A 19143-nucleotide genomic window follows, 5' to 3' on the forward strand; every position below is an offset into this window, starting at 1 on the left:
GCTGCATCACAGTGACCGCGGGAGCACCTACACCGCGAAAGCCTACATGGAAACCTTGGAGAAGGTCGATGCGATCTCGAGCATGAGCCGAAAAGTGGGCTAAGGCCGCCCTGGCAGGACCTTTTCCGTCTTCAAGAGGCCTGTTTCACCTCATATCCGCCACCATCGCCATGTTCAGCTTGCCCCATCCGCAAAAACGCTTAGAAGCAGCATCCAGCAACCAACTCCCCAAAGCAGCCTACACACACACGAAACGAGCCACCCGAACCCCTTATCCGATAGCCAGAACCAAGCGCTCGTCCTCTGAACTCGGCGATGGACGAGAATTGAAAATTGACTTTCAGACCCTTCTGGACAGCTTCCTGTCCATATGAACGCTATTACCTACACAGCAGCGAGAGAGAATCTCGCGTCGACCATCGATCGAGTCTGCAACGATCGAGACCCAGTCATCATCACCCGAAAGAGAAGCCAGTCGGTCGTCATGATCTCCCTAGAGGACTACGAAGCGCTCGAGGAGACCGCCTACCTTCTCAGGAGTCCAGCGAACGCCAAAAGGCTGGTTTCGGCTCTAGAAAGCCTCGAGAAAGGAAAGGCCGAAGTGAAGAAGATCGATCTCGAAGCATGAATCTCACCTTCACCCCAGAAGCTTGGGAGGACTGCCTCCATTGGCAGAAAACCGACAATCGAATCACGAAAAGAATCCACCAACTCATCAAGGAAATCCAAAGGAGCCCCTTCGAAGGCATCGGCAAACCCGAGGCTCTGAGGCATAATCTGTCAGGATGCTGGTCTAGAAGAATAACAGAAGAGCACAGGATAGTCTATACAGCCACAGAGGATGGAGTAGCTTTCCTTCAAATGCGATACCACTACTGAAGGAAAACGATGAAGCCATTCGACTCTTTTGGACATGCATTTCGGGGTATTCGTGACTTCATCGCTTGTGGAACAAATTCCAAAATCCAAGCTGGCGGAGCGTTCTTGATCTTTATCACTGGAATCGTTCTTGGATTTTCAACAAATGATTGGATCGCCATTGTGATTTGTACCGGCTTCGTGCTCTCAGCTGAGGCTATGAATACAGCGGTCGAGGAATTGGCCAATGAAGTAACAGAAGAAAGAAAAGAACGAATAAGGAAAGTTAAGGATATGGCGGCTGGATCTGTCCTCATATCTTCACTGGCCTCAGTTGTGGTGGCAGTATTGATTGTATTCAGAAATTTATGATATTCTGGTCGAACACGTCGCTCGATACAAATCGGACCAAGCACTCCGCGTCATGGACGCGTCAAATTCGAATCAACCCGACTTCTTTCACAATAGGCCTGCAGACCCTTGTGTATACACTCAGCGTGAGATGAAGAACGACATACAAAATTCTTCTAAATTCCCATCTAAGCTCGATCCCATTCCTGAATACATCACCCACTATTTTGAACGGACGGCTGGACCGTTTCGCAACATTTGCGATTTAGACGATGTCGAGATAGAGAAGATCTAGGTTCATCACAAGCACAGTGAAGACAAACGAAGCGATGCAAAAGATGCTGGCGAAGATCGGGTTCGTGACCGAACATCAGGTCAGGGAAAATGAATACCTTTACTTCCTTGAGGACTGATCTGCGTCAGTAAATGGTCAACGGTAAGCGCCATAGTCATTGACGCAGAAAGGACGAAGACCACCCTCCTCTTTCATCACGATCAACCCAATCCTCCACAAATCGCCCCTTCGTTCAGGAGGCGGCGGAATTGTGAAACAAAAAAGGAATACCGCATGTTAGAAAAACCAGTCGGATACACATTCGAGTCCAAAGCGAACGAGCAAGTGGCCCCCAGCCAAAGGCTACACCTCATTCTACTCGGCGTGAAAAATGTAGCTCGATCCGTCAAATTTTACGAAGCCCTCGGTTGGGAGAAGTCGCCGACTGGCAACGCTGGTTTCGAGAAGTTTGATTTAGGGGGTTACGCGCTTAGCCTCATATCAAAGGAGGTCCTCGCTAAAGACGCGCTGTACGAAAGTTCGGAAGGTTCCGGGTTTCCCGGCATCGCGCTCATCTATCTAGCCAAGACTGTTGAAGAGGTGCCGAGGATTTTAGCAAAAGCCGTTCAAGCTGGAGGAACCGTCGTCAAACCTGCCACGAGAACTCACTGGGGAGTCGCCGGCTATTTCAAGGATCCAGATGGCCACCTCTTCGAAGTGGATTACGAAAAGCCGTGGAAGTTTGACGGAGAACACCGGCTCATCGTGGATGAAATGAACTGAGCTCGTAGTTCCGCCGAGCGATCGTGCCCTAGAGCTTCTCCAATGCGCGTTCATACGGGGTTTTAACAAATTCTCACTCGTAAATCTGGAAATCTGGCTATCTTTGGGCTATGCCTATCAAATCAATCTGGCTCGAACAGGGAACATGCTGGGAATTCTCAGGGATCGTCACATCCGGGGATATCAAACAAGCGCATGAGAGTTTCTATTCTGACTCGAGAAGCGATCGTGCGCGCTATAGAATCGTCGATACCACGGGCGTCACTCGTTCCGACATTAAAGATGCAGATATCGTAAAATATGCAGCGTGCGACTATGCAGCGAGCAAATCTATAAAGATATTGAAAGTTGCTCTTGTGGCCGGAACAGATCAGCTGGAAGATCATGCGAGGAGATTCGTCGAAGTATCCGAGAGTTTAGGAAACGATTGGGAGATCAGGAAGTTTCACAAACTTGACGATGCCAAGAAATGGTGCCTTTCAGACGGCCGCATAGATGCCTAACTTATAGCATCACCTTAATTAGCCAATCTCTAGCATCGCTGCTTTTATAGCCCACGCAACCGGCTTCAGAACTACAACTAAGCAGACATACCCAATCGAAGGAAAAGATCATCCTGAGTCCTCAACGTTAGCAAAAAATGAATACACCGCAAAAAGCCAAGCTAACAGCATCTTCGCCAGTGCTTCTGGTTAAGGACATTGCTTCAGCGGCGAATCACTATCGGGATGCCATGGGATTTCACTACGACAGGTTCTGGGGAGAACCTCCGAATTTCGTCATACTGCAGCGCGATGGAATGTTTGTCATGCTTCGCCAAGCCGACGATCCCACACATGTCGTTCCCCACTGGAAAGTGGCGAATAAGCTCTGGAACATCTATTTCTGGGTCTCCGACGTGGATGCCCTTCACTCGGAATTCGTGAAACGCGGAGCCAAGATTGACTATGGAGTGTGCGACCAGCCCTATGGGTGTCGAGAATTTGGCACTCAGGATCTGGATGGGCACGACATCGGATTCGGCAAGATCATCGAACAAACGGAGGATCCCCTGCACCTCCTGTACGACTCCGCCCTGCCTTTTGCTCGGGCATACGCTCATAACCAATCGGCTAGCAAAATATGAATCACCTAACAGGTCCTCAGATCGACGAACAACTCAGCTACATCCTCGCAGCGCCCAAAGACTCCGGGACGGTCAAAATGATCGTCTCCCGTCCCGCGACCAACGAAAGAAAGATCGAGGAGTCATGCCGGTTCTCTTCGAAAGGTGGCACCGAAGGAGACCACTGGGCCAAGGGGTGCTGGAAGAAACTTCCAGACGGATCTCCCCACCCCGATGTACAAATCTCAGTGATGAACTATCGCGTTCTCGAAGTGATCGGAGACTCTGAGGACAGTCGAGCGCTAGCTGGCGACAACCTTTGCGTCGATTTCGATCTGAGCGACGAAAACCTGAAGACAGGGGACAGGTTGAAAATCGGAGAAGCAACCGTCGAAGTCACCGACATCCCTCACGATGGATGCCAGAAGTTCGCGGAGCGATTCGGGGCGGAGGCACTTTCGTACATTAACTCCGAAGCTGGGAAGAAGCTTCACCTACGGGGGATTTATGTTCGTGTGATCGAGGACGGAAACGTGAGCAAGAACGACCGCATCGAGAAGATAGAGCCGCGCCAGCCATGAGAAACGACCCAAGCCTATGCTCTGCGTCGGCCGTAACGGATACCCCTCACCTTCGGTCGAGAAATAGATGACGTTCGAGGTACTGACTATTTGCGGGAGCCTTCGCAAGGGCTCCTCCAACGCCAATCTGATCGAAGCCTACATCCGCTGCGCACCGACCGGAATCTCGTTCTCCAGCCTCGACACAATCGCAGCGCTACCGATCTATAATCCTGACATGGACGTCGAGCCGATGCCTACTGTAGTCGCTGAAACGAGGAGAAAAGTACGAGCGGCAGATCTCCTCGTCTTCTCGACCCCCGAATACATCCACTCGCTTCCCGCAGCGCTCAAAAATCTTCTGGAGTGGCTCGTTGGGGATCCCGAGTTTCATGGCAAGAAGGCGGTCGTCCTTCACGCCAACAGTTCGTCGACGTTCGCGTTGACCGAACTGAAAGAGGTCCTCTCGACGATGGCCGCACAGATCCTCGATCACGCCTGCGTCGTGGTGGACCTTGGAAGCAACAAGCTGAACATCGATCAGATCCTCCAGAACGACGAGATTAGAGCGAGCCTGACTCGGAGTTCCAACCAGCTCGTCCAAGACCTTACAAGGCCACGCTAAGCGGCTCAGCACGCGTCCTGGCTAGCAAATCCCTTTGCTCTGGGTCGCTTCGCGTCCATGAAAAGCCCAGTCGATCTCGTCCGCCACAGCTCCGCGACATTGACCTTTGTACCGCAAGCTCATCCACTGCCGGCCAAGCTATGAAAACAAAACTCCTCCTCGTCGCCCTACCCTTTCTCGCCTTTCTCTCATCCCCCGCTTTCGCGCAGGACGAAAACGCGCTCACCGAAGAACAAGCCCGAGCCGAGGCCCAAGCCAAGTGGGACGCCTTCATGCAAAGCCTCGCTTGGCAAGACCAAGGCACCGGCGAACTCAAGGAATGGGCCACCATCGAGATCCCCGACGGATTTCGCTACCTCGACGGCGAGGATGCGAGCCGCCTCATGCAGGCTTACGGCAATTTACCCTCCGAGTACGAAGGCCTGATCGCCACCAACGACCTCGATTGGCTGGTACTCTTCCAATTCGATCCTACGGGCTACGTGAAAGACGACGAAAAGGACGAACTCGACCCGGATGCTCTCTTGGACCAATTGAAGGAAAACCAAGAAGCCGGCAACCAATACCGCCGCGAGCAAGGCTTGGCGCCCATGTACATCGACGGCTGGGCTATGGAGCCACGCTACAACGAGTACACCAACAACCTCGAGTGGGGCCTTCTTTTGCGCTCCGGCGACAACCCCAACCCGTTCGTCAACTACGAGACCAAGCTACTCGGTCGCGAAGGCGTTATGGAGGTCACTCTGATTTGCGATCTGGAAGACATGCAGATGATTCTGCCGAACTACCAAGACCTCCTCCTCGGCCACCAATACAAGGAGGGCAAATCCTACGCGGAGTATCGCCAAGGAGATAAAATCGCCGAGTACGGCCTTACCGCCCTCATCGCTGGCGGAGCTCTCTACGGAGCCGCCAAGCTCGGCTTCCTCGGCACCATCCTCGCCTTCGGCAAGAAATTCCTGAAGTTCATCATCATAGGCCTCGTCGCTATCGGCGCCGCCTTCAAGAAATTCTTCGCCCGCATGTCCGGCCGCGAAGTCGTCGACGAGCAGAAGGACACGCCCGCATCCTAACTTTGGATACGGGCCGCATCCGCGCTGTGTCGCCACCCCATCATACATGACCGACGGACAGTCCTTCTACTTCGTCCTCAGCCTTTTCTACTTGATCGAATGCATCAAGTTCGCGCCCCTCGGATCAGAGGCGCTCGTTAGCCGTACCGGCAAGTTCGGAACCTGCTCCTTGCGCCAACCCTTCACCACCGCTTGGGGCCTGAAGAAGTCCGTATTTCTGGCGCCTTTGCTCCCTTGGCCGGCCAGCATGTATTTCCTCACTGGCGACAACGACGTCACGTGCCGGAGCTCCCGCATCCTCCTCGTCTCCAGCATCCGGCATCACCAAGCGTTCCTGCAGAAGGCAACCCAGCCGTTGCGAGCGCTCGCCATCCTCAACCTACTAAACTTCTTCGTATTCCTCCCTATCGTTTACGTTCGCACCTATGACGAACGCACCATCCTCTGGACCCTCGCGTATTGCTACGCTACCCTGCTCGCAGCCGCCCTCCACTACCGTAGACTCCACAAGCGACTCCTGCCTCGCGAAGGGGCAGATCGACTGAAGACGACCCTCTACACCTCCCTCCTGCCTTGGCACGCGCCCCGCGCCGTGGACGAGATCCTACTGAAGAGTTCCCTGCGTTGGAGCCCCATCGCCACCCTTGCCGCAAACGTGCAAAACAAGGCGATCCTTCGACGCCTCCAATACCACTGGCGAGCCGTCCACTACCATCCCGCCCCCCGATTCAACAAGTCCGCCATTGCCGATGCCCTCGCCCAAGCAGACATATCACCCGCCGACTGGCTGGAACCTCCGACGCAGTTGGACAGCCCTCAATACTGCCCGTGCTGTCACAGCGGATACGAAACTCAAGCAACGCATTGCTCCGACTGCGACGGCGTTGCACTTAGGAAAGAACTGCCATCCCCTTGAAAACAAACGAGGTCCCAGCAATACTTTGAAGCATGACTTCAATGTTCCCCCGTCTCGCCCTAAGACCCGTACTCGCTCTTGCCTGCATTTCCTACGCAGCTACCGCCCTTTCAGCCGATCCGGCAACTCCTCTCTTTCAGGAGGCCCTTTCGAACGCCACCTTTCCAAAAGGCGTTTGGCAGGTAGACGACGGGATACTCTCTGCCACCGAGGACCAGTTCATCTGGACCGATACCGAGTACGAAGACTTCGTGCTCGACCTTGAGTTTCGCAACCACGAGGGAACCAACAGCGGCGTGGCCATCTACTGCAGCGACATCGACAATTGGGTTCCTAACGCCATCGAAATCCAAATCGCCGATGACTATTCAGAGCCTTGGAACGCCAAGGACCCCAGCTGGCAAGCTGGCGCTTTCTTCGGACACAAGCGACCTATCCTGTCTCAGGTCGTCAGGCCCGCCGGCCAATGGAACCAAATGACCATTACAGCTAGCGGAGCATTTATCGCCGTCGAAATGAACGGCGAACTGGTCAACTTCATCGACCTTTCCGACTTCACCTCCGGAACCCTAGCCCCTGACAGGACCGAGATTCCAGAATGGATGCCCAAGCCTTGGTCCGGGGCTGCGACCCGCGGCCATATCGGCTTACAGGGGAAACACGCTGGAGCTCCCATCGAATTTCGAAATATTAGTATTCGTCCCATCGATACAACCGAAGAAATCGCCCTCCGCTCCATGAATCAGGAATTACCCCAAGCCACCCAGACCGGCCTCAATCTCGGTCGCGGCGTCAATCTGAGCCATTGGCTCTCCCAGCGGAACGAAAAGATGCCCGACCCGCGTGACTTCTTCACCGGCGCGGACGTCGCCCTCCTAGCCAGCCAAGGCTGGGACCACGTGCGACTGCCTATCGAAGAGTCCATCATGTGGAGCAAGGACGGCAGCCAAAACGAAACCGCGTTCGAAACATTAGATACCGTCATCAGCTGGATCCATGAGGCCGGCCTCAAAGCGATCGTAGACTTGCACATCGTCAATTCCCACCATTTCAACGCAGTGAACGACGGCGGCAAGAATACCCTTTTCACCAGCGACGAAAGCCAACAGCAGCTGCTCGGACTCTGGGCTCAGCTCTCGGATCACCTTAAAAAATGGGATAACGATTTCCTCGCCTACGAAATTCTTAACGAAGCCGTAGCCGACAATCATCAAGACTGGAACAATCTCGTCGCCAAAGGCATCGCCTCGATCCGCGACCGCGAGCCCCTCAGGCCCATCGTAGTCGGCTCTAACAAATGGCAAGGCGCTTGGTCCTTCCCTTTTCTGCGCCTACCCGAAGGTGATCCGAACCTCATTCTCAGTTTCCACTTCTACGACCCCTTCCCCTTCACCCACTACAAAGCCGCCTGGGTCGGCGAGTACGCAGCCTACCAAGGCCCCATCAACTACCCGGGCCTCCTGGTCTCCGAGGAGGAGCTCGCCGCCCAGTCGGACGCTCCTTACTACGAGATGCTCGTCGACAACAACGGGCCACACAACCGGCAAAGCCTGCGGCTCAAGATGCTTCCCGCAATCGAGTACGCCAAGGGCCATCGGCTCCCGCTTTATTGCGGCGAATGGGGTTCCCTCAAAACCGTAGAACGCGACGACTTGCTAAGATGGTACTCAGATATCTCCGACATTCTCGACAGTGAGGGAATCGCCCACGCGATCTGGGACTACCAGGGCAGCTTTGGCATCAAGGACTTTCGGTCTGGAAAAGTGGATACCGAACTTCTCGACGCCATACTCGGAGAATAGGATCCACCCTGATCATTCCTCAGGCTTCGCGCTCACGCAACTTCAGCAAGCCCCACAGGCTGAGTCCCCACACCGCCGCAAGGAACATGACGCGGCCCCACTCTCCCAGGACGGCGAACATGGGTATCATGAAGGTCGAAACTTGCCAGACAAGCGCGCTCAGCAAGCGAAGCCAATTCCCCTTGAGCTCAGCCTCATAGGGCTGGCTCCACTCTTTTGGCCATAAGCCGTTGGGGCGAATCTTCTGGTAAAAGGTCCGCAGGACGGATTCGTCCGTCGGGCCCGTGACGAAGGTACCCAAGAAGCAGCCGCACAAGGAAGTCGCAGAAATTGCCCCGAGCGAAGCGAGCTCGTTCCAATCCCCGCCGATCCAACCGGACGAGACGCAGATCGCCATGGCGAAACCAAAAACGATACCAAGGCTAAACCCCGCGCCATTGAAGCGCCCCCAATACCAACGAAGGGCAAACGGCACCAGAAACGCGGGAAACAACTGCACAACAATAAGTATCCAAACATCGACGACAGAACTCGTAGCGGTTAAGGCCAGCAATAGGCCCACCGCTACGATCGCGACCGATGCCACGTATCCAACCCGCACTTGCGCCTTGTCGCTGGCTTGCGGAAAGAGCGGGGCGAACAAGTCTCGGGTAATGTACGAAGCGCCTGCATTGATAGTCGAATCGAAGGTGGACATCGAAGCCGCAAAGATCGCAGAAATCGCCAAGCCACGGATTCCGACGGGGAAAAAATCGGACAACAATGCCTGTGGCAGCAACCGCTCGGGGTCCTCGCCACCTAAGCCCAAGCTCATACCGATCACCGCAAACCCCAAAGCCATGGGCCAACGAAAGGCGAATAGAAAGACCCAAAGCATTCCGATCCGTTGGCAGTCCGCTGGAGAACGGGCCGCGTAAAACCGCTGGGCCATATAGGCAGAGCCACCGCTTCCTCCCATTCCCTCAAGCAAGCCCTTCGCTGTCCAAGCGAGCAGGAAGGCGATAAAGAGCTCGTACTCTCCCAAACTCGGATCGCTCCAACGGGGCAAGACCGTGTTCAGACGAGCAGCTTCCCAGTTCGCCAGCATTTCAGCATCGATCAAAAGCCCCGCTCGCACTGCCACGTAAATAGCGATCCCGCCAATGAGAACCGCTTGAAAAACGTCGGTCCAGATCACCCCGTACAAGCCGCTCAACAGCGTGTAGGTGAGCGCGATGATCGCCATCGCGACCGCGCAGGTCTGGGCTTCGAACGGAAGAAAGGTTGCCAAAAACTTCCCTGCAGCAGCCAAGAAAAAAACCACCATTCCGATCGTAATCGTGACGTAGGTCAAAGCGGCGAGCATCCGCGAGGACTTCCCCCAAACGCCCGTTCCGAACCTAAGGGACATCCACTCCGCGGTCGTCACCACTCCGCTCCGCTGGTGCCACTTCCCCATAAACGCTAAGAAAACAGCGATCGGCAAAACCACCCCTCCACGCATCTCAATGAAGAAACCGTGCACTCCAAATTGGTAGATGAGGGTCACGATCGTCATGGTGCCGGCCGCGTCCAAGTTGCTCGTCATCCCAGAAGCGCCAATTGCCCACCAAGGTAGCTCCCTGTTGCCCAAGAAATACGCGTCCACGCCTTGCGAAGCTCGACGACTCAAGTAAAGCCCCGCCCCAAGCAGCAATACCAAGTATGCCCCCACAATAGAATAGTCTATTAAATGCATGGCTGACCGCCATACAGGTTTTCTAGGTAAACCTCAAACCTCATAACAAATTCCTTCCAGTATCCTCTTTACAGATACACTCAGAATCCGGCTGCACAAGCAAGCGAGAGCAGCCACCGCGTTAGATTCGGGCACCGATCGATTTGTTTTCCAATCAAGCAACTGTCAGAGCACAGAAAATAATATTTTCAAACTCGACCAGATGAGCTAGTCTCACGTTTCAATGGAAACCCTAAGCACGATTGAGACTGACTTCGCCGAATTCGTTCTCCTCCCAAGCATAATAATTTTACGTTGCCACGAAGGGGTCAAATTAGGGCTCGATCACGTCACTGCGATCCAAGGTGTGATTGATCGAATGCGTGAACTCGAGCAAACCGCCATCGGCTGGATTTCCGACAAGGTCAACAGCTACTCGACTGACCCGCTCATCGTTCCACCCGTCCAAGAAGCTAACCCAAACATTCGAAGTTGGTGCAATGTAATCTACGGGCGAAAAATCGCCGATTATAAGCTCCTATTCAAAGCTGTGTCCAAGGACAACTTCGGTATCAACAGCTTCGATACTCTCCCGACCGCTATCAAGTGGACCTACGAGTATCTGAAAAGCTGTCGCCAAGAATCATGCGACCCAGCGAAGTAACCGGGGACCCCTGAGCCGCATTATAACCCAAACCGGTCGCGGCTTGAGACCGCGAAAAAACGAGAGCCACAAACGCGACTCTCGCTTCGATCAATCTTCTGGACGCTCTCCGGCCGGGGCCATCTTGACGAGTCGAGGGAAGAATCGAGCCACCGACTCGACGAGGTCCGACTGCGCTCCCATCACTTCGTCGATGTCCTTGTAGACGAAAGGAACTTCGTCCAAACCGGCTGACAGCAAAGTCACGCCCCGGACCTTCAAGAGCTGGTTCGCATCCTTCCAATTCAGCTTGCTGGAAGCCTTCTTGCGGCTCATCACACGTCCCGCTCCGTGCGAAGCAGAGTTCAGCGAATCCGCATTGCCCTTACCGCGCACCACATAAGCCGGGCTCGCCATCGATCCCGGGATCACTCCCAGCACGCCCGTGCCGGCTGGCGTTGCTCCCTTTCGGTGCACCACCAACTCTTGACCGTCGTGCTCTTCCTTCCAGGCAAAGTTGTGATGGTTTTCGACGTCGAGTATCGGCTCCAAGCCTAGGTTCGCGGCAATGTACTTGTGGATACACGCATGGTTTGCAGCCGCGTACTCACCCATCAGCTCCATGGCCGCCCAGTATTGCTGGCCCGCTTCGGAATCGAGATCCAGCCAAGACAAATGGGCCAGATCCTTAGGCAACTCTGGATGGGCCGCTCGAGCTAGCTTACTGTAGTGGGCTGCCACGTTCGCGCCGGTACCGCGACTTCCGCTGTGGCTCATCAAAGCCACATAGGTCCCGGGTTCCACTCCAAGGGAGGTATCCGCGATTTGGATTTCTCCAAATTCTACGAAATGGTTTCCGCTGCCGCTGGTACCGAGCTGCTTCCACGCCTTGTCCTTCGAGTCACGCGTGATCGGAGACACCGACCAATCCCGGTCGAGCACCTCATGCTCCCGCTTCTCGCGAAAGAATGAGCCAACGCCAAACTTGGTTTCCGCTTGGATCGCCTCCGTGAAGCGTCCACGTCCCTCGTCTCGCAACAGACGCTTTACCGGGATGTCGTAGACGCTCAGCTTCATGCGGCAGGCGATGTCCACGCCTACCGCATACGGGATAACCGCGTTGCGAGTAGCCAGCACGCCACCGATCGGCAAGCCATAGCCGAGGTGCGCGTCCGGCATTAAGGCACCACGTTCTGCGATCGGCAGATTACAAGCGTTCACCATCTGCTGCACCGAAACGGGTTCAAGATCTTCCCCCCACTGGCGATACGGCGCTGGGGTCGCGCGGGGAATAAACTGTGTTTCGTTATTCATTTTAGTCTCGGGAGTCCTTGTCCCTATATATTCTGTTTTTCTTTTGAAGAGTGGAAACAAAAAGGTGGAGCGGCTTTGGAGAAGCCACCCCACCCGAGGTCTCGCTTCGATTAGTATTTCAAGAACCACCTCCAGTCGGCGTGCTTGGGGTTCCGGATGCGACGGAAGATGGGTTGGGCAACGGGCGCTCGCGGCTCACGTAGCAAACGGAGGCCCGCTTCCTCCGGCAACCGGTCGGCCTTGCGGGTGTTGACTCCCCGGTCGGACCAAACGAGATTCTCGAAGGAGTTGGCTCCACCCCGGGAACGAGGAACCACGTGGTCGAGGTTTCCGTCACTCCATGCGACACGGCGACCGGTGTACTGGCAGATACCACCGTCACGCTCGTAGATGGAGCGGCGCGTAACTCCTGGGCGCCACAAGGGCATTCCAGCGTAGTTCGCCACCACGATGACCGTCGGTACGCGCACCTTTCGACGAGGCGTTTGAATCGCCAAGTCGCAGCTTCGCACCGGCAGCCCGAGCCATTCTTCCCAATTGACAGGTACGCAGTCAATTGGACCTGTCGCTTGCACGACCCCGTTTTCGTCGAGCTCGTAGCGTATGTCCATGGCTAGAGCCGTACCGCTCAAGAGGTCGCAAAACGCCTGTCGTACTGTACGCTGTCCGATGGCTCGCCAAGTCCGGTTCAAGGTCAGCACGATTGCCTTATCTATATTCTTCATTTCGATCTTCTCACTAAAAGAGAGAGAAACGAAAGCGCGTGCTCTTTTAATGGATACAGGAAAAAGCAGCCTCTCCATTTAGGAAAGGCGACCGCTAGATCAGCTTTGTCAGTGACTCGCACAATCCACGCTCGCCAAGAACGACTTGCAGATTTGAGGTCTTGGAGACCGTTTCGAGCACTTCCAATTCGCGTAGCTTCATAAGAACAGGGTTGCTCTCCATCAGCTTTGCAGTGTTCAGCTGCGAACGCATCGCAGCCGTTTCTTCGCGACGCTTGATACCGTTCGCTTCCGATGCCTTTTGGGCTTCGATCACTTGGTTGAGCAAGGTCTTCATCTCACCAGGCAATATGACGTCCCGCACTCCGAGACTCACCACCTCTACTCCGAAGCTGTTCGCCACACTAGCCACATAGTGCTTCGCATTTCGGGCAAGGTCCTCCTTGCCGGAAAGCAGTGTATCGAGGTTTCGAGTACCGACTTCGGAACGAAGCGCCAACTGGGTTTCGCGATACAGAGCTTGGCCGGAATCCTGCGAGGACTCGACGAACTTGCGTTCGTCCACTACCCGATAGGCCAACACCGCGTTGAGACGCAGCGTCACCTTGTCTTGAGTCATGATATCCTGTCCGGAAACGTCCAGCACCTGCTCACGCTTTTCCACCAGCTGGATCTTCACCTTAGCCACGTCCTTCCAGAAAACATGCTTACCGGAGGCAAGCGTTTCTTGGTAGGCTCCGTTGACGAAGAGCACACCTACCTTTCCTTCGGCGACTTCCGTCACCTCCAAAAATCGCTGAGCTGAGGGATTCTTCAACACGGTCAGCAGATCCTTTCGAACGAGACGAAGCTCGTTCGCATCGCATCGCTCAACCTCTACCTTTCGCAGCTGATTCCAGAGTCCGTAGAGCCCAGGCCCCAGCACGGTATCTAGTCGGCCGTCGACCCAAACGAAGGCACGTTCGCTGTCCTTCAGGTCTACAAACACCGCCTTATCAGCGAGAGAAGCGGCCTTGCTCAACTGGTCGAGATCCTCTGAACGAATCCAAGGATTGCGCTGGCAGAGTACCTCCACTCGCAAAGCGTTCTGGAAGTCGAAGAACCAATGCTTTCCTTCGCCCACGAACTTGACGAATCGTCCATTTCGGAAGACGAGTCCGATTTCATCATACTTGATGCTCTTTCTTATGGGTAGCAACATAGGTCGCTCCTTTCTAGTTGTCGGCAGCGGATGCTGCCGGGGTTAAAGTCGCAAGGCTGGCACTCGAGCCACGCCCTATTGATTGTAATCTATTGAAAAAGTGTGAGCCCCCTAGGCAGGGACGAATCCTCCGACCACAGTCTTTCCGCGGGACTCGCTTTAAGCAGCGTTAGGGCTAGCGCTTCGGAACGAAACGAGACTCTTGAACAACGCGAAATTGCCTCGGCCTTGAATCCACATTCCCTTCCTAGTCGCGAACCGAATCACAGCGGTATCCAGTGAGTCCAGGCGGTCTAATTGCTTTTGCCCGAGTCACCTCGAAGGCGATATTCGGACAAAAGGTCGCAGAACCCGCAGCTCCCTAGGGGCGCTCTTTCTTTGGAGGCGGCTAACGCGCCGCCGGCGGGGATTCGAACCCAAGGATTTCTCCTTTTCCGTTTCATTGATGTACCGGAGTCGAACCGGCAACAGCATGATTAGCAGTCATGTACTCTTACCATTTGAGCTAACATCATCTTGATGGTATTCACGCCTTTTACGAACCCACTCACAGTACGCAGAAAAGCGACGCTCGTGGCGGCATTCCGTGCTGCTGGAATCGGTCGTGAATGTGTCTGGCACCCCGAGCGGGTTACGATCCCGCGTCTCCACCTTGAAAGGGTGGCGTCCTAACCGATTAGACGATCAGGGCATTTCTTATTATACACAATTATCCATTAAAAGAACACGCACCTTCACCCCTCTCGCTATATCATCGCACAACGGATTGGACGGCCGGTGGATTTTGTCCGGTCGTTTTATTGCTTCACTTGGGCGCAATATTAAAAGCCACATAAATTTGGATACAAAAAAGCCCGCGTCATGTTGATCGCGGGCAAAGTGAGACGATTGCAAAACGGTTTAACCATTCTGCCTCTCAACTTGCCCACACGAGCCTTGCTTCATCTCTATCGAGATTGGGAAGCGTGCATGCAGTCCATCAGAGGTCGTATCGCCGAACCCAGTACAGCTACCACATATCCTCCCTAATCTCCTATCTGTCATATCTTTATACATAATTAATCCCTCTCCATCAGATACAAAAAAGCCCGATCTCGTTTCTGAGATACGGGCGGCGGCAAGTTTAGTCTATGTTCAGACTATCGCTTAACGGCCTCCCGCTTCTGTTGATTGAACGCTGCAACAAGCTCCAACCCTCTCTCGCAGATCGCTGGAGCGAAATGCGTATCGAGTCGTGAATGCTTGCTACTTAAATCAGTTTTCATGGCGAGAGAGGGAGAGATATGAACAACCGCAAGTCCGTCAATATCATTTTCTATATTTCTTTATATAACTTCGAAATACGAAACCGTCGATAATTCGCCTTCTTGATGGAGATTTAAGAAAGCAGCATTGGGAAGCGTGCTTATCACGCGAATACAGAGTCTCGATCCTGCTCATCGCTAGGCAGGCTCACTCCCCTATCTGCTTCCAAGACCAGCTCCGCGACGTCGACCAGACACAAAAAAGGAGGCATCGCGTGAAGCGATACCTCCTCCTTCCGAAATCCGAAGCGAGTGGACAAGCTAGAGGCTCGCCATTGCGGGCGTATCCATACCTTCGATTTCGAAGCTTACGGGGACCGTTACGGTTTGAGGAATTGCCACTCCGTCAACCGTTCCGGGTTGGAAGTACCAATTCTTGACGGACTTAATCGCTGCCTCGCTGAATAGCCGATTGGAGCTTGCGAGCACCTTCACGTCGCTCACCTCGCCCGACTCATCGACGCGCAGCATCAACAGAGCCTGACCCTGCTTGCCACGTTGCAACATCTCGGACGGATACTTCGGAGCAACAGATTCGAGAACGTAGGCATCAGTCCTACTTGGGAGGGCAAAATTCGATTCGGCCTCCTCGGCAGTTCCTGCGAAAACCGCTCCACAGGTCAATACCTGAGCAAGAGCGATGAGTGTAAGTTTCTTAAGTTTCATGAGCTTGGGGTCCTTTCTAAGAAAGTTCTGTAACGTTTCCGTAACATATCGTCACATTCCCGTCACATACAAGTCACAATGGCAGTTTCAGGCAAAACGTAACATTTGTAAGAAACTGCTTAACCGCTTGTCCTACCCTTGGTGGATACAAAAAAGCCTCCGCACCTTACAGTGCGGAGGCCCTATGAACCGAAAAAGTAGCAGAACTAAAATGCGAGATTAGCCTCTAGCGTCAAAACCTGCTTGTCTGCGGTACCGTAGCTAACAGAAGCGCTTCCGTTGGAGCTGTAGTCGGCAAATTTTCCAATTAGGGTTACGTATTCGTTTAGCTTATACGATGCTACGAGATCAATCTCGGAGCCTAAGAATTCGCTGGAGCCAGCCGTATCAAAGCTGTGGTACACAAGCTTGACCGGGACATCACCTGCCTTGAAGCCGAAAGCTAGGTAGTAGTCTTCTAGACCTTCCGGCAATCCGCCACCGAGTCCAAGGGAATTGCCAGCAAACGCATCGGCGAAACCGTTGAACTTGTGGACGGTCGCGAGAGGTGTGGTGAAACCTGTTACGCCGTCTCCGTCGAGGATCTCGACACCAGCAGTCAGACTCATGCCGCTGAAGGCTGCGCCGAACTCGCCAGCGAGGTAGTCGACGTCGAAATCACGCACGCTACCTCCGTTGTCCATCTGCTTTGCGTAGCTGAAGCTGTAGGAATACGAAATGTCACCACTAGGAATCTTGCCCGCGCCGCGAATACCGTAGGTGTCGCTGGAGGACAGAACTGGACGGTCGAAGTCGAGAAGGTAGGCGTATCCCGTGAGCGTAAAGTTCTCGGTTAGCTTGCTGCTACCGTTAAAAACGATACCAGCGAGGTCTTGCGAAGTGGCATTCACGCGATGCACGGCATCTAGGTATGCGAAGCTGAGTTTCGACTTATCGTCAATGGCGTAGCTGTAAGTCGCGGCGTCGAAGGTTTGGATGTTCTGCCTCCAACCGACATGGCCGATGAAGCGCTGGTCGTCCAAAACGAAAATCTGCCGGCCAACCTTCGCTCCCTCGTAGCTGAACCAAACCTGGTTGAGCTCTGTGGTCGGCACATCGAGGCCGGGACGATCGTCGTCGTTGTTGAAGCTGAGGTCTTCCATTTCGACGAAGAGCTTCAAGCCTTCGTATTCGCCGGTCTCAAGCGCCAGCCGAGTGCGAACGCTGTAGCCGTTTATCTCGCTCGCAGGAGTTTCGTTGTACTCGTAACGAGCACGGACATTCAAAGAAGCCTTGCTGCCTTCCTTAAGACCATCGAGGACATTCGAGAAGGATTGTCCATGGGCCGCTCCCGCAGAGGCGAAGAGCGAACCGATTGCTAGTGCTTTGATCGAGCTCTGGGCGAGCTTCGCAAGTGACGTGTTGTTCATCTGTTTGTTTTCTATTTTTGCAGTCGTTGATATCTCGGGGCATGAGAGTCCCAGCCTCATCACTTTTCTGATGAGTAAAACTAATAACAATTGCTACTATTCAGCAACAGTTCTAATTAACTAGTAGACGTCGCGCAGGTACCGTTTAGATTTTTTCATAGCCTCCACGTAAGCCGCAGCTTCTTCTTCGGTCTTCTTTCCGTGCTCTGCGATCACATGATGCAGCGCTGTGTCCACGTCTTTTGCCATTCGGGACGCATCTCCACAAACGTAGAAATGTCCGCCCGTTTCGAGCCATTCGTATAGCTCGGCGCCCTTCTCTCGCATACGATCTTGCACGTAGACCTTTTGCTCTTGGTCACGCGAGAAGGCTGTATCCAGTTTCGTCAATACTCCACTGGCTTGGTATTCACTGAGTTGCTCTTGATAAAGGTAATCGGTCGCAGCGTGCTGGTCCCCAAAGAAGAGCCAATTCTTGCCGGAGGCCATTGTCGCCGCTCTCTCCTCGAGAAACGCTCGGAAAGGTGCGATCCCTGTCCCGGGTCCGACCATCACAACAGGAGCGTTCGAGTCTTGAGGCAGCTTGAACGTCTTGCTGTGGTGAAAGTAGATGCGCACCGGTTCTTCTCCAGTGTGATTCGCCAGGAAGTTTGAGCAGACGCCCTTCCGGGAGGCGCCATGCGCGTCGTAGCGAACCACACCCACGGTCACATGCACTTCGTTCTGGTGCGCGCGAGGGCTGGAAGAGATCGAGTACAAACGCGGAGCGAGCTTACCCAGCAGAGCAAGCAAAGCTTCCGGCTTTTCAAAATTCAGAGGAGCCTCGGTCAAGAGATCGATGAACTGGCGCCCCCAAGCGTAGGCCTTGAACGCGTCCTTGTCGTCAGCGATTTCGACAAGCTTTTGGCTACCGCTCAATTCCGCGTAGGTCTTGAGGGTTTTGAGAGTTAGATTCGTGACATCGTAATTCTCCGTGAGCGCTTTGCGAAGCGTAGTCCCCTCTACCTCCTCGTTGCCTGTGAAACCCGCTGCCTTAAGCAAATTTTCAACGTACTGAGAATCGTTTACCGGCAATACTGCGAGCGCATCCCCTGGCTCGTAGCTAAAGCCGGAGTCTTCGATAGAGATCTCCACATGACGCGTCTCTTTGGAAGACTCGTCACCATTCAAATTGTAGTTGTTTAGCAACTTCGCTGGGAATGGATTCTTTTTACCATACTCAGGCTCGCCAGACGAGGCAACCGCTTCGCCTGAGCCAGCGTTCGCCGCACCTGCGGCTTCCTCGACCGCCTTGAGCCAAGCCTCGAAAGCATCGTCGTAGTCCGCATCGCAATCGACTCGCTCCACGAGAGGGGTGGCCCCGAGAGCCTTGAACCGGAGATCGAGGTCGATGCCACACTTGCAGAAATCCGGATAATTCGAGTCACCGAGGGCAAGCACCGAGTACTTCAACTTGTCGAGCTTCGGAGCATCGCCACCGAGCAACCAATTGTAGAAAGCGGCGGCGTTGTCGGGAGGCTCGCCATCCCCAAAGGTGGAAGTCACCAGCAGCAGGAGCGACTCGTCCGCAAGCTTGGTGATATCGTAGTCGTCCATGTCATACACGGTTGGCAAAAAGCCCTTCGATCCGAGGGTCTTGGAAATCTTGCGTGCCAAACCTTCGCTATTGCCCGTCTGCGACCCCCAAAGGATGCTAACGGGCTTGGCTTCCATCACGACAGCGCCTTGCCCTACTTCCTGCGAAGAAAACATCCCTGCAAGGAAACCGTTGAGCCATGCTCGTTGCTCGACACTGAATGGAGCGCTATCTGGTATAAAAGGTGAACTCACTTCAAAAA

General features: G+C 54.1%; 21 protein-coding genes and 2 tRNA genes. 13 read left to right on the plus strand and 10 right to left on the minus strand.

Annotated features, from left to right (window positions below; genetic code table 11):
• Positions 1 to 370: 370 nt before the first annotated feature.
• The 12 genes from QEH53_RS16240 to QEH53_RS16295 all read left to right on the plus strand — a co-directional run bounded on the left by QEH53_RS16240 (position 371) and on the right by QEH53_RS16295 (position 8347).
• On the plus strand, positions 371 to 628 hold the full coding sequence (locus tag QEH53_RS16240) for a type II toxin-antitoxin system prevent-host-death family antitoxin (RefSeq protein ID WP_309024272.1): 258 nt from the start codon (positions 371 to 373) through the stop codon (positions 626 to 628).
• The gene (locus QEH53_RS16245; RefSeq protein ID WP_309024273.1) at positions 625 to 879 is read left to right on the plus strand and encodes a Txe/YoeB family addiction module toxin; all 255 of its coding nucleotides are present in this window, start codon (positions 625 to 627) and stop codon (positions 877 to 879) included. The genes QEH53_RS16240 and QEH53_RS16245 overlap by 4 nt, the downstream gene beginning before the upstream one ends.
• Positions 880 to 888: 9 nt before the next feature.
• Positions 889 to 1230, plus strand: coding sequence for a diacylglycerol kinase family protein (locus QEH53_RS16250; protein WP_309024274.1), 342 nt, complete (start codon positions 889 to 891; stop codon positions 1228 to 1230).
• A gap of 130 nt (positions 1231 to 1360) precedes the next feature.
• Positions 1361 to 1504, plus strand: a complete 144-nt coding sequence (locus tag QEH53_RS16255) for a hypothetical protein (RefSeq protein WP_309024275.1) — start codon at positions 1361 to 1363, stop codon at positions 1502 to 1504.
• 273 nt (positions 1505 to 1777) lie between these two features.
• Complete coding sequence (locus tag QEH53_RS16260) at positions 1778 to 2266, plus strand: VOC family protein (protein WP_309024276.1); 489 nt, start codon at positions 1778 to 1780, stop codon at positions 2264 to 2266.
• 110 nt (positions 2267 to 2376) lie between these two features.
• The gene (locus tag QEH53_RS16265; RefSeq protein WP_309024277.1) at positions 2377 to 2769 is read left to right on the plus strand and encodes a hypothetical protein; all 393 of its coding nucleotides are present in this window, start codon (positions 2377 to 2379) and stop codon (positions 2767 to 2769) included.
• A gap of 137 nt (positions 2770 to 2906) precedes the next feature.
• A complete protein-coding gene (locus tag QEH53_RS16270) occupies positions 2907 to 3392 on the plus strand; it encodes a VOC family protein (protein WP_309024278.1) in 486 nt (161 codons plus the stop codon).
• On the plus strand, positions 3389 to 3952 hold the full coding sequence (locus tag QEH53_RS16275; RefSeq protein ID WP_309024279.1) for an MOSC domain-containing protein: 564 nt from the start codon (positions 3389 to 3391) through the stop codon (positions 3950 to 3952). The genes QEH53_RS16270 and QEH53_RS16275 overlap by 4 nt, the downstream gene beginning before the upstream one ends.
• A gap of 67 nt (positions 3953 to 4019) precedes the next feature.
• Positions 4020 to 4556 carry an NADPH-dependent FMN reductase gene (locus QEH53_RS16280; RefSeq protein ID WP_309024280.1) on the plus strand — a complete coding sequence of 179 codons (537 nt, stop codon included), beginning with the start codon at positions 4020 to 4022 and terminating at the stop codon, positions 4554 to 4556.
• 140 nt (positions 4557 to 4696) lie between these two features.
• The gene (locus QEH53_RS16285) at positions 4697 to 5629 is read left to right on the plus strand and encodes a DUF2167 domain-containing protein (protein WP_309024281.1); all 933 of its coding nucleotides are present in this window, start codon (positions 4697 to 4699) and stop codon (positions 5627 to 5629) included.
• 46 nt (positions 5630 to 5675) lie between these two features.
• Positions 5676 to 6545: a hypothetical protein gene (locus QEH53_RS16290; protein WP_309024282.1), complete on the plus strand. Its 870-nt coding sequence runs from the start codon at positions 5676 to 5678 to the stop codon at positions 6543 to 6545.
• Positions 6546 to 6577: 32 nt separating this feature from the next.
• A complete protein-coding gene (locus QEH53_RS16295; RefSeq protein ID WP_309024283.1) occupies positions 6578 to 8347 on the plus strand; it encodes a cellulase family glycosylhydrolase in 1770 nt (589 codons plus the stop codon).
• A 19-nt stretch (positions 8348 to 8366) separates the two neighbouring features.
• On the opposite strand, the gene QEH53_RS16300 is transcribed toward QEH53_RS16295, so the two are convergent.
• Positions 8367 to 10064, minus strand: a complete 1698-nt coding sequence (locus QEH53_RS16300) for a hypothetical protein (RefSeq protein WP_309024284.1) — start codon at positions 10062 to 10064, stop codon at positions 8367 to 8369.
• 223 nt (positions 10065 to 10287) lie between these two features.
• Between QEH53_RS16300 and QEH53_RS16305 the strand changes: the two genes are divergently transcribed.
• On the plus strand, positions 10288 to 10707 hold the full coding sequence (locus QEH53_RS16305; protein WP_309024285.1) for a hypothetical protein: 420 nt from the start codon (positions 10288 to 10290) through the stop codon (positions 10705 to 10707).
• Positions 10708 to 10797: 90 nt separating this feature from the next.
• On the opposite strand, the gene QEH53_RS16310 is transcribed toward QEH53_RS16305, so the two are convergent.
• The 9 genes from QEH53_RS16310 to QEH53_RS16350 all read right to left on the minus strand — a co-directional run bounded on the left by QEH53_RS16310 (position 10798) and on the right by QEH53_RS16350 (position 19135).
• Positions 10798 to 12000, minus strand: a complete 1203-nt coding sequence (locus QEH53_RS16310; RefSeq protein WP_309024286.1) for an RtcB family protein — start codon at positions 11998 to 12000, stop codon at positions 10798 to 10800.
• A gap of 110 nt (positions 12001 to 12110) precedes the next feature.
• Entirely contained in the window at positions 12111 to 12725 is a 615-nt protein-coding gene (locus QEH53_RS16315) for an HNH endonuclease (protein WP_309024287.1), read from the minus strand.
• 94 nt (positions 12726 to 12819) lie between these two features.
• Positions 12820 to 13926, minus strand: coding sequence for a slipin family protein (locus tag QEH53_RS16320; protein WP_309024288.1), 1107 nt, complete (start codon positions 13924 to 13926; stop codon positions 12820 to 12822).
• 444 nt (positions 13927 to 14370) lie between these two features.
• Positions 14371 to 14441 (minus strand) — tRNA-Ser (locus QEH53_RS16325).
• Positions 14442 to 14541: 100 nt separating this feature from the next.
• Positions 14542 to 14617, minus strand: a tRNA-Glu gene (locus QEH53_RS16330).
• 448 nt (positions 14618 to 15065) lie between these two features.
• The gene (locus tag QEH53_RS16335; protein ID WP_309024289.1) at positions 15066 to 15191 is read right to left on the minus strand and encodes a hypothetical protein; all 126 of its coding nucleotides are present in this window, start codon (positions 15189 to 15191) and stop codon (positions 15066 to 15068) included.
• A gap of 300 nt (positions 15192 to 15491) precedes the next feature.
• The gene (locus QEH53_RS16340) at positions 15492 to 15896 is read right to left on the minus strand and encodes an energy transducer TonB (RefSeq protein WP_309024290.1); all 405 of its coding nucleotides are present in this window, start codon (positions 15894 to 15896) and stop codon (positions 15492 to 15494) included.
• A gap of 206 nt (positions 15897 to 16102) precedes the next feature.
• Complete coding sequence (locus QEH53_RS16345; RefSeq protein ID WP_309024291.1) at positions 16103 to 17305, minus strand: alginate export family protein; 1203 nt, start codon at positions 17303 to 17305, stop codon at positions 16103 to 16105.
• A 120-nt stretch (positions 17306 to 17425) separates the two neighbouring features.
• Positions 17426 to 19135 carry a sulfite reductase subunit alpha gene (locus QEH53_RS16350; protein WP_309024292.1) on the minus strand — a complete coding sequence of 570 codons (1710 nt, stop codon included), beginning with the start codon at positions 19133 to 19135 and terminating at the stop codon, positions 17426 to 17428.
• Between the last annotated feature and the right edge of the window lie 8 nt (positions 19136 to 19143).

Origin of the sequence: Pelagicoccus sp. SDUM812002 (assembly GCF_031127835.1) — a bacterium.
In the GTDB taxonomy this organism is placed as follows: domain Bacteria; phylum Verrucomicrobiota; class Verrucomicrobiia; order Opitutales; family Opitutaceae; genus Pelagicoccus.